Below are 8,674 nucleotides of genomic sequence, written 5' to 3'. Positions count from 1 at the left end.
GGAACGCGCCGGCCTCGATGGCTTCCCAGAGATCGCGACGATGAAAGTCGGGGTCCGCGCCCGAGATCTTCACGGCCTCGTCCCAATCGAGCGAGTGCGTGCCGAGGAGCGGCGCCCAGTGGAACTTCACGAACACCGATTCGCCCTCGGCGTTGACCATGCGGTAGGTGTGCACGCCGAAGCCCTGCATCGTGGCGTATGAGCGGGGGATGGCGCGGTCGCTCATCACCCACATCAGCATGTGGGTCGACTCGGGCATGAGCGACACGAAGTCCCAGAAGGTGTCGTGGGCGCTCGCGGCCTGCGGCATCTGGTGATGCGGTTCGGGCTTCACGGCGTGGACCAGGTCGGGGAACTTCATCGCGTCCTGGATGAAGAACACCGGCATGTTGTTGCCCACGAGATCCCAGTTGCCCTCGTCGGTGTAGAACTTGACCGCGAAGCCGCGCACGTCGCGGGCGGTGTCCTTGCTGCCGCGCTCGCCTGCCACGGTGGAAAAGCGCACGAACACCGGCGTCAGCTTGCCGCTTTCCTGGAACGGCGCGGCGCGTGTCAAGCGAGGCAAAGCCTCGTAGCACTCGAAGAAGCCGTGCGCCGCCGAGCCGCGCGCATGCACGATGCGTTCGGGGATGCGCTCGTGATCGAAGTGCGTGATCTTCTCGCGCAGGATGAAGTCTTCCAGCAGCACCGGCCCGCGCGGGCCGGCCTTCAGCGAGTTCTGGTTGTCGGCGATCCGCACGCCCTGGTTGGTGGTCAACGCCTGGCCGGACGAGTCGACGCGCACCCGATCCAGCGGGCCTATGGTGGCGTTGTGCCCCTCACCGGCGAGCGTGCCGACCTTGGCCGACCCGTGGGCTTCCGAGAGGGTGCTGCCGGTGGGCAGCCGCGAGGCCGGCGTTGCGGTCGCACCGGGTTCTGGCGCCACGCCGTGCGCGTAGCCGTGTTCACCGGCCTTGTTCGGGTTGTACGGCATCGCGCCGGCCAGCGCTTCGGTGTGCTCGGCCTTCAGCGCGGCAGCGTCGCCGTCGGGTGCGGGTGACGAGCGGGCCGGGCCGCTGTCGGTATTGCGTGCAGCAGCCTTGGGCGCGCTCTTCGCGGGTGGAGTTCTCTTTGCCATGTCGTCCCCTGGTAGTGGTCGCTATCAGGGGCACACCGCGTGCCAAAGACAGATCGCGCCCTCAGGCCGACTGGCGCAGCATCTTGGCCGCCGCCACCATGTTGCGCAGTGCGGGAATCACCTCGCCCCACTGGCGGGTCTTCAGCCCGCAGTCGGGGTTGACCCACAGCCGCTCGGCCGGCACGCGTTCGGCGGCTTTCTTCATCAGCTGCACGATGTGCTCCTGCGTCGGGATGTTGGGCGAGTGGATGTCGTACACGCCCGGGCCGATCTCGTTGGGGTACTTGAAGTGCTCGAAGGCGTCGAGCAGCTCCATGTCGGAGCGCGAGGTCTCGATGGTGATCACGTCGGCGTCCATGTCGGCGATCGACTGGATGATGTCGTTGAACTCCGAGTAGCACATGTGGGTGTGGATCTGCGTCTCGTCGGCCACGCCGTTGGCGGTGATGCGGAAGGACTCGACCGCCCAGTCGAGGTAGCTCTTCCACTCCGACTTGCGCAGCGGCAGCCCTTCGCGCAGGGCGGCCTCGTCGATCTGGATCACGCGCACGCCGGCCTGTTCCAGGTCGAGCACCTCCTGGCGGATGGCCAGGGCGAGCTGGTAGCACGAAGCCGAGCGCGGCTGGTCGTCGCGCACGAACGACCAGTTGAGGATGGTCACCGGTCCGGTCAGCATGCCTTTCATCGGGCGCTGGGTGAGCGACTGGGCGTAGCGGGTCCATTCGACCGTCATCGCCTTCGGGCGGCTGATGTCGCCAAAGAGGATGGGCGGCTTCACGCAGCGCGAGCCGTAGCTCTGCACCCAGCCGTACTGGCTGAAGGCGTAGCCGTCGAGCTGCTCGCCGAAGTACTCGACCATGTCGTTGCGCTCGGCTTCGCCGTGCACCAGCACGTCCAGGCCCAGGGCCTCCTGCTCGCGCACGCTGCGCTCGATCTCGGCGCGCATGGCGGCCTGGTAGCCGGCCTCGTCGAGCCGGCCGGCCTTGTACTCGCTGCGGGCGTGGCGGATCTCGGCCGTTTGCGGGAATGAGCCGATGGTGGTGGTGGGGTAGGCGGGCAGGCGGAGCAGGGCGGACTGCTTTGCGGCTCGTTCAACATACGGGCTCGTGCGCTGGCCGAGCGAGGCGGCCAGCCTGGCCACGGCGGCTTGCACGACCGGGTTGTGCACGCGCGGCGAGCTGCGGCGGGCTTCGACGGCGGCGCGGTTGGCGTCGAGCTCTGGCTTGACGGAGACGCGGCCGTTCTTCAAGGCGCGGGCCAGCACGTCGAGTTCATCGAGCTTCTGCAGCGCGTAGGCCAGCCACGACTTCACGTCGGCATCGAGCTTCTGCTCGCTGTTCAGGTCGACCGGCACGTGCAGCAGCGAGCACGAGGGCGCGATCCACAGGCGGTCGCCGAGGCGCTCCTTCAAGGGCTGCAGCCAGTCGAGCGTGGCGTTGAGGTCGGTCTTCCAGATGTTGCGGCCGTTGATCACGCCGAGCGACAGCACCTTCAGCGGCGACAGCAGGTTGAGCAGCGGCGCGATGTCGTCACGCCCGTTGATGGCGTCCAGGTGCAGGCCGGCCACCGGCAGGTTGGCGACGAGGTAGCGGTTCTCCTGCAGCTGGCCGAAGTAGGTGGCCAGCAGCAGCTTCACGCGGCAGCTCTTCAGGTGGTGGTAGGCGGTGTTGAAGGCGTGCTGCCAGTCGGTGCCGAGCTCGGTGACGAGGATGGGCTCGTCGATCTGCACCCACTCCACGCCGTGGGCCGCCAGGGTGTCCAGCAGCTGGCAGTAGACCGGCACCAGGCGGTCGAGCAGGGCGAGTTTGTCGGAGTCGTCCTTGGCCTTGCCCAGCGCGAGGTAGGTCACGGGGCCGACGATCACCGGCTTGGCGGCGATGCCCAGCTCGCGCGCTTCGGCCAGCTGCTCGACCAGGCGGGTGGCATCGAGCTTGAACTGCGTCGCCGCGCTGAACTCGGGGACGATGTAGTGGTCGTTGGTGTCGAACCACTTGGTCATCTCGCCGGCGGCCACGCCGCCGCAGCAGGCGCCGTGGTCGTCGGTGCCCTTGGCGGAACGACCGCGAGCCACGCGGAAGTAGTTGTCGAGTGCGTCGCCGTGGAAGCCCCTCACGCGCTCGGGCAGGTTGCCCAGCGTGAAGCTCATGTCAAGCATCTGGTCGTAGAAGGCGAAGTCGCCGACGGGCACGAAGTCGAGCTTCGCCTGGTTCTTCCAGTGGCGGCGGCGCAGCTGTGCGCCCATTGCCTTGAGTTCGTCGCGAGTGGATTCCCCTTTCCAGTACGACTCCAGGGCGAACTTGAGTTCGCGCTTGGCGCCGATGCGGGGGAAGCCGAGGTTGTGGGTGGTCGTCATGTGCTGCCTTGTCAAGAGATGCCGCGAGGGTAGGCAGGGTGACCCATGAAGTAAAATGGTATTCCTTCAACATTCAATGAACGGCTCTCATACATGCTGGAGCGCAGCCACCTGGCCATCGTGCAAGAAGTCGACAAGCAAGGCTCCCTCACGGCGGCGGCCAGCGTGCTGTGTCTGACCCAGTCGGCCCTCAGCCACTCGATGAAGAAGCTGGAGCAGCAGCTCGGCACCGACATCTGGCTGCGCGAAGGCCGCAGCCTGCGCCTCACGCAGGCCGGCGAGTACCTGCTGGCCGTGGCCAACCGGGTGCTGCCGCAGCTCGACCTGGCCGAGACACGGTTGCGCCAGTTCGCGCAGGGCGAGCGCGGCACCTTGCGCATCGGCATGGAGTGCCACCCCTGCTACCAGTGGCTGCTCAAGGTGGTGTCGCCGTACCTGGCGTCGTGGCCCGATGTCGACGTGGACGTGAAACAGAAGTTCCAGTTCGGCGGCATCGGCGCCTTGTTCGGCTACGAGATCGACATGCTGGTCACGCCCGACCCGCTCTACAAGCCCGGTCTGCATTTCGAGCCGGTGTTCGACTACGAGCAGGTGCTGGTGGTGGCGCGCAAGCACCCCTTGGCCACGGCGTCATACGTGAAGCCGCGCGACCTGACGGACGAGGTGCTGATCACCTACCCGGTGGCCATCGACCGGCTCGACGTGTACACCCAGTTCCTCACGCCGGCCGGCGTGTCGCCCAAGCGGCACAAGACCATCGAGACGACGGACATCATGCTGCAGACGGTGTCCAGCGGCCGCGGTGTCGCCGCCTTGCCGCGCTGGCTGGTGCAGGAGTACGCCCGCAAGATGAACGTGGTGGCGGTGAAGCTCGGCCCCCGCGGCATCGCCAAGCAGATCTTCCTGGGCATCCGCGAAGCCGATGGCGAGGTTGATTACGTCAAGGCCTTTGTGGAGCTGGCTCGCGCGTCTGCGAACCTGACTGACAAGCGATAGGCCGTTTGGCGGCCGCTTGCGATCGGTCAACGCCAGCCGCACCTCCCTGTCTCTAGAGTCGCTGCCGTTGCCCGCCGAGGTGTGGGCGCTTTGACGACGAACGGAGAACACGTGGCCCAGCCCACCGCGCCCGAACTGGTCTGCCCCGCCGGATCGCTGCGCGCTTTGCAAGCAGCGGTCGATGCGGGCGCCGATGCGGTCTACATCGGCCTGAAAGACGCCACCAACGCCCGCAACTTCGCCGGGCTCAACTTCGACGATGCCCAGGTGCGCACCGGCGTGGCCTACGCCCACGCGCGCGGCGCGAAGGTGCTGATGGCCTTGAACACCTTTGCCCGCGCGAGCGACCCCACGCCCTGGTGGCGTGCCGTCGACCGCGCGGCAGCGCTCGGTGCCGACGCCTTGATCGTGGCCGACACCGCCGTGATGGCCTATTGCCGCGACCACCACCCGCAGATGCGCCTGCACCTGTCGGTGCAGGCCTCGGCCACCAGCCATGCGGCCATCGAGTTCTACCGGCAGCGCTACGGCATCCAGCGCGCCGTGCTGCCGCGCGTGCTCACGATGCAGCAGGTGGGCCAGCTCATCCAGCACACCGGGGTCGACATCGAGGTGTTCGGCTTCGGCAGCCTGTGCGTGATGGTGGAGGGGCGATGCGCGCTCTCGTCCTACGCCACCGGCCAGTCGCCCAACAACGCCGGGGTGTGCTCGCCACCCGGAGCGGTGCGCTGGGAGAGCGACGACGACGGCGTGCAGGCACGCTTGAACGGCGTGCTGATCGACCACTACGCGCCGGACGAACCGCGCGGCTACCCCACGCTGTGCAAGGGCCGCTTCTCGGTGGACGGCGAGCGCGACTACGCGCTGGAAGAACCCACCAGCCTGAACACGCTGGCCTTGTTGCCGGAGCTCATCGCGCTGGGTGTGAAGGCCATCAAGATCGAAGGCCGCCAGCGCAGCACGGCCTACGTGCAGCAGGTCACGCGGGTGTGGCGCAGCGCCATCGACGCGGCCTGCCACCCACAGGCGCGCTACTCCGTGCAGCCCGACTGGGCGGCCACGCTGGCCCACCACGCCGAAGGCCTGCAGCACACGCTCGGGGCCTACAACCGGCCCTGGCGCTGACACCCATGACACAAGACGATGAACAACGACCCGCTCCCCATCCAGCTGACCGTGGGCCCGGTGCTGTACCACTGGCCGCGCAACACCCTCATGCAGTTCTATGCCGACATCGCCGACAGCCCGGCCCACACCGTGGTGCTGGGCGAGGCGGTGTGCGCACGCCGGCGCGAACTGCGGCTCGACGACTGGCTCGCGCTCGGGCGCGAGCTGAGCGCGGCCGGCAAGGAGGTGGTGCTGGTGTCGCAGACGCTGGTGGAGACCGATGCGGACCTGCGGCTGATCGAGCGCCAGGCGGGGCAGGCTGCGTTTGCTGTGGAGGCAGGTGACGCCTCGGCCCTGGCCTTGTGTGCCGGTCGCGTGCCGCTGGTGCTGGGCCCGCATCTCAACATCTACAGCCGCGAGGCCCTGCTCGAACACGCCGACCTGGGCGCCGCGCGCTGGGTGGCGCCAGTGGAGCTGAGCCTGGACGCGCTCGGGCGCATCAACCCACCGCACGACCGGGTGCACACCACGCAGGGCGCCCCCATCGCCACCGAGGCCTGGGGCTTCGGCCGGCTGCCGCTCGCGTTCTCGGCGCGCTGCTTCACAGCCCGGCACCACCGGCTGCACAAGGATTCCTGCGGCTTCCGCTGCGTGGAAGATGCCGATGGCCTGCTGCTGTCCACCACCGAGTCGGAGCCCTTCCTGGTGCTCAACGGCACGCAGACCCAATCGGCCGGTGTGCAAAGCCTGCTGGGCGAGGGGGATGCGCTGCGGGCGGCGGGCGTCTCGCGTCTGCGCCTGTCACCGTGCGCCTTCGGCTTCGACAAGGTGCTGAATGACTTCGACGCGGTGATGAATGGCGACGCACCTGCCGGCACGCGCGCGGCCGCCTGGCCCGGCCTGGGCGTGCCCGGGCCGCTGGTCAACGGCTATGCCCACCAGCGCGCCGGCATGAACTGGGTGACGCCATGATGGGCTTGCCTCAATGGGTTCGGCCCGTTCACGAGAAGCTGGTGCGGGGCGTGGAGCGCCTGCCCGTGGCGCCCCCGTCGCTGCTGCTGGCTCGCCTGCTCGACCGCCTGTTGCTGCCGCGCTTGCCCGTGGATGCACGCGATGCGCTCGCCGGGCATTGCGTGGAGTTGCGCGTCACCGACATGGGCGTGCGCATGCGCCTGCGGCTCGACCGCGCGGGCTTTGCGCCTGCACCGCATGGCGCCGAGCCGGCCTTGCGCATCGCCGCGCCGGGGCGCAGCTTCCTGCGCCTGATGCGCGGCGTGGATGACCCCGACCGCCTGTTCTTCGAGCGGGCACTGGTGATGGAAGGCGACACCGAACTGGGCCTGGTGCTGAAGAACACGCTGGACGCGATCGGCCCGCTCTGGCCGCGGCGCGAACGCTGAGCCGCCGTCAGCCTCTTTACAAGCCGCGCCGCCTGGCATGAGACTCGGACCCTGCACAACCAGCCGCAGGGAGCCAGATGCGCCAACCCAAGATCGTGATCGTCGGAGCCGGCCTGGTCGGCGGCTCTGCGGCCCTGTTTGCGTCGGTGGCCATACCGAGCGCACAGATCGTCATTGTCGACATCGAGCGCGTGCGGGCCGAAGCGCAGGCCCTGGACCTGGCCCACGCCACCGCCTTCTGGGGCCACGAGCGCGTGCGGGCGGGCGAGTTCAGCGACGCGCAGGGTGCCGACGTGATCGTCATCACCGCCGGCGTGGGCGTGAGGCCGGGGCAGACGCGGCTGGATCTCGTGCGCACCAACGCAGGCATTCTCGAAGACATCCTCGACCGCGTGTCGCCCCTCGCGCCCGAGGGGATCTACGTCATCGCCAGCAACCCCTGTGACGCGCTGGCCGCCGTGGCGCGCAGCCGGCTCGGTTGTGTGCGCGAACAGGTGATCAGCACCGGCACCTCGCTCGACACGGCCCGGCTGCGCGCTCTGCTCTCCGAGCGGCTGGGCGTGGTCGGCCCCGCAATCGAGGCCTATGTGCTCGGCGAGCATGGCGAATCGGCGCTCATCCACTGGTCGGGCGCCTCGGTGGCCGGCATGCCGCTGGAACTGTTTCTCCAGCGCGCCGGCAAGGAGCTGGGCGAGGCCAGCCGCAGCCTGGTGCTGCGCTCGGTGCACGAGGCGGCCAAGCTCATCAAGGAAGGCAAGGGCGCCACGCACTACGGCATTGCCAGCGGCATCGCGCGCATCTGCCAGGCCATCGTGCACAACAGCAACCTGATCCTGTCGGTGGGCACGGTGCACGAAGAGATCGAAGGCGTGCCCGAGGTCTGCGTCTCGCTGCCCATGCTCGTCAACGGCAGCGGCGCGCATCTGGTGGCCTACCCGGAACTGGATGCTTCGGAGCGCGAGGCCCTGCGCCGCAGCGCGCAGACCGTGAAGGAAGCGACGGACAGCATTGCGATGTCCTGATCCCCATACACATTCAACAGGCTCGACCATGGCGATTCCCCACGCAACCCCCGGCCAACCCATCGACGTGCAGCCCCTGGGGCCGCGCCTGCAAAGCGAGAAGACCCGCGCGCTGTTCAAGTCGGAGCAGCTGGAGGTGATGCAGCTGGTGCTGTTGGCCGGCAGGTCATTGCCACCGCACAAGGTGCCCGGCGAGATCACCGTGCAGTGCATCGAAGGCGAGATCGACGTCACGGCAAACGGCCAGAGCCATGTGCTGCGGGCCGGGCAGATGCTCTACCTGGCCCGAGGCGTGGTGCATGGCGTCACCGCCCTCCAGGACGCGTCGGCCCTGGTGACGGTCGTGCTGTCTTCTTGAAGGTGGCTCAGGCGGTGTGAAACACCCGCACCGAATCGGCCACGATGTCGGCGCGCTGGCGCAGGCTGGCGGCCGAGGCCGAGAGTTGCTCCACCATGGTGGCGTTGTGCTGGGTGATGCCGTCCAGGTGCGAGACCGCGTCGTTCACCTGCGAGATGCCGGTCAGCTGCTCGCTGGCGCCGTGCGAGATCTCCTGCATCAGCCGCGCCACGCGCGTCACGCTTTCCGCGGTGTGGCGGATGGTCGAGGCGGCCGCATCGGCTTCTTTCACCCCCGACTCGATGTGGCCTTGGGCCGAGTGCACCAGGCCGCGGATCTCAC

At 68.4% G+C, this 8,674-nt stretch carries 9 protein-coding genes; 6 read left to right on the top strand and 3 right to left on the bottom strand.

The window, feature by feature from the left end:
• A partial coding sequence (locus tag VFL64_RS00430) for a catalase (protein WP_489538405.1) occupies positions 1-1,117 on the bottom strand: 1,117 nt, incomplete at its 3' end.
• 61 nt (positions 1,118-1,178) lie between these two features.
• Positions 1,179-3,470 carry a 5-methyltetrahydropteroyltriglutamate--homocysteine S-methyltransferase gene (metE, locus tag VFL64_RS00425; protein ID WP_489538404.1) on the bottom strand — a complete coding sequence of 764 codons (2,292 nt, stop codon included), beginning with the start codon at positions 3,468-3,470 and terminating at the stop codon, positions 1,179-1,181.
• 93 nt (positions 3,471-3,563) lie between these two features.
• Here metE and VFL64_RS00420 point away from each other — a divergent pair, with 93 nt between their 5' ends.
• From VFL64_RS00420 to VFL64_RS00395, 6 genes are all read left to right on the top strand, one after another.
• Positions 3,564-4,466 (top strand): LysR family transcriptional regulator, encoded by a 903-nt coding sequence (locus VFL64_RS00420; protein ID WP_489538403.1) that lies wholly within the window; start codon positions 3,564-3,566, stop codon positions 4,464-4,466.
• A gap of 111 nt (positions 4,467-4,577) precedes the next feature.
• A complete protein-coding gene (gene ubiU / locus VFL64_RS00415) occupies positions 4,578-5,591 on the top strand; it encodes a ubiquinone anaerobic biosynthesis protein UbiU (protein ID WP_489538402.1) in 1,014 nt (337 codons plus the stop codon).
• Between the two features lie 18 nt (positions 5,592-5,609).
• Positions 5,610-6,545, top strand: coding sequence for a U32 family peptidase (locus VFL64_RS00410; protein WP_489538401.1), 936 nt, complete (start codon positions 5,610-5,612; stop codon positions 6,543-6,545).
• Positions 6,542-6,973: a ubiquinone anaerobic biosynthesis accessory factor UbiT gene (gene ubiT / locus VFL64_RS00405; RefSeq protein ID WP_489538400.1), complete on the top strand. Its 432-nt coding sequence runs from the start codon at positions 6,542-6,544 to the stop codon at positions 6,971-6,973. The genes VFL64_RS00410 and ubiT overlap by 4 nt, the downstream gene beginning before the upstream one ends.
• 77 nt (positions 6,974-7,050) lie before the next feature.
• The gene (locus VFL64_RS00400; RefSeq protein ID WP_489538399.1) at positions 7,051-7,995 is read left to right on the top strand and encodes a lactate/malate family dehydrogenase; all 945 of its coding nucleotides are present in this window, start codon (positions 7,051-7,053) and stop codon (positions 7,993-7,995) included.
• A gap of 28 nt (positions 7,996-8,023) precedes the next feature.
• Positions 8,024-8,353 (top strand): cupin domain-containing protein, encoded by a 330-nt coding sequence (locus tag VFL64_RS00395; protein WP_489538398.1) that lies wholly within the window; start codon positions 8,024-8,026, stop codon positions 8,351-8,353.
• 7 nt (positions 8,354-8,360) lie between these two features.
• On the opposite strand, the gene VFL64_RS00390 is transcribed toward VFL64_RS00395, so the two are convergent.
• The coding region (locus VFL64_RS00390) for a methyl-accepting chemotaxis protein (protein ID WP_489538397.1) at positions 8,361-8,674 on the bottom strand (314 nt) is incomplete at its 5' end.

It is taken from the genome of Rhizobacter sp. (genome assembly GCF_035702065.1).
Classification (GTDB): Bacteria; Pseudomonadota; Gammaproteobacteria; order Burkholderiales; family Burkholderiaceae_C; genus Rhizobacter.
Note: the sequence above shows the minus strand (reverse complement) of the source record. Positions and strands in the feature narration are given on the sequence as shown.

Excerpts from the sequence above, each read along its gene's own strand:
- VFL64_RS00410 (WP_489538401.1), top strand. The coding sequence starts at position 5,610 with ATGAACAACGACCCGCTCCCCATCCAGCTGACCGTGGGCCCGGTGCTG.
- VFL64_RS00400 (WP_489538399.1), top strand. The coding sequence starts at position 7,051 with ATGCGCCAACCCAAGATCGTGATCGTCGGAGCCGGCCTGGTCGGCGGC.
- VFL64_RS00420 (WP_489538403.1), top strand. The coding sequence starts at position 3,564 with ATGCTGGAGCGCAGCCACCTGGCCATCGTGCAAGAAGTCGACAAGCAA.
- metE (WP_489538404.1), bottom strand. The coding sequence starts at position 3,470 with ATGACGACCACCCACAACCTCGGCTTCCCCCGCATCGGCGCCAAGCGC.
- VFL64_RS00395 (WP_489538398.1), top strand. The coding sequence starts at position 8,024 with ATGGCGATTCCCCACGCAACCCCCGGCCAACCCATCGACGTGCAGCCC.
- ubiT (WP_489538400.1), top strand. The coding sequence starts at position 6,542 with ATGATGGGCTTGCCTCAATGGGTTCGGCCCGTTCACGAGAAGCTGGTG.